Annotated in this window: 1 protein-coding gene; it reads left to right on the top strand. The window is 69.8% G+C overall.

The features are described from left to right. Positions 1–81: 81 nt before the first annotated feature. Positions 82–1,051 (top strand): acyltransferase domain-containing protein (locus ACIRHA_RS43155; RefSeq protein ID WP_403857732.1); only part of this gene is annotated, 970 nt, incomplete at its 3' end.

Genomic DNA, 1,051 nt, shown 5'->3' with positions numbered 1-1,051 from the left:
CTCGAGTCCGGTTCGGGGGTGTCGTTGTGGGAGGTGGCGGTTGCGGCTGGGGTGTCTCGTGCGGCGTTGGGGCATCGGGCGGTGGTGGTCGCGGAGGGTGCCGGGGCGGTGCGTGAGGGGTTGGCGGCGCTGGCGGAGGGACGGCCTTCGGGTGTGCTGGTGCGGGGTGTCGCCGATGAGGGTGCTCTGGCTTTCCTCTATACGGGGCAGGGCAGTCAGCGTGTGGGGATGGGGCGTGAGCTGTATGCCGCCTATCCGGTGTTCGCCGCGGCTCTCGACGAGGTGTGCGGGGTTCTCGACGCTCATCTGGAGCGTCCGCTGCGGGAGGTGATGTGGGCGGATGCCGATAGCGCCGAAGCGGGGCTGTTGCACACGACCGCCTACACGCAGCCGGCGCTGTTCGCGGTCGAGACGGCCCTGACGCGTCTGTATGCCAGTTGGGGTGTGGTTCCGGACTATGTGACGGGTCATTCGGTCGGTGAGATCACTGCCGCGCACACCGCCGGTGTCCTGTCCCTTGCCGATGCGGCCCGGTTGATCGCGGCGCGGGGCCGGCTGATGCAGGGGCTGCCGGAGGGCGGCGGGATGGTCTCGGTCCAGGCCTCGGAGGAGGAAGTGATCGCCTCGCTCGTTGCGGGGGCGGTGGTGGCGGCGGTGAACGGGCCGTTGTCGACGGTGGTTGCGGGTGACGCGGACGCGGTCGAGAGGGTCGGCGCGCACTGGGAGGGGCAGGGCCGCAAGACGAAGCGTCTGCGGGTCAGCCATGCCTTCCACTCGCACCACATGGACGCGATCCTGGACGACTTCCATGAGGTGGTCGCCGGGCTGACGCTGGCAGCGCCCCGTATTCCGGTCGTCTCCAACCTGACCGGTGTGCTGGCCGATCCGCAGGAGATCACCACTCCTGGCTACTGGGTGCGTCACGTCAGGGAGGCGGTTCGTTTCGCGGACGGCATCACCACCCTCCACGGCGAGGGCGTGACCACCTACCTCGAGCTCGGGCCCGACGCGGTCCTGACCCCCATGACCCGCGACACCCTCCCCCCACAGG

This window comes from Streptomyces sp. NPDC102360 (assembly GCF_044766085.1).
In the GTDB taxonomy this organism is placed as follows: Bacteria; Actinomycetota; Actinomycetes; order Streptomycetales; family Streptomycetaceae; genus Streptomyces.
This window is presented reverse-complemented; position numbering and strand designations above follow the sequence as displayed.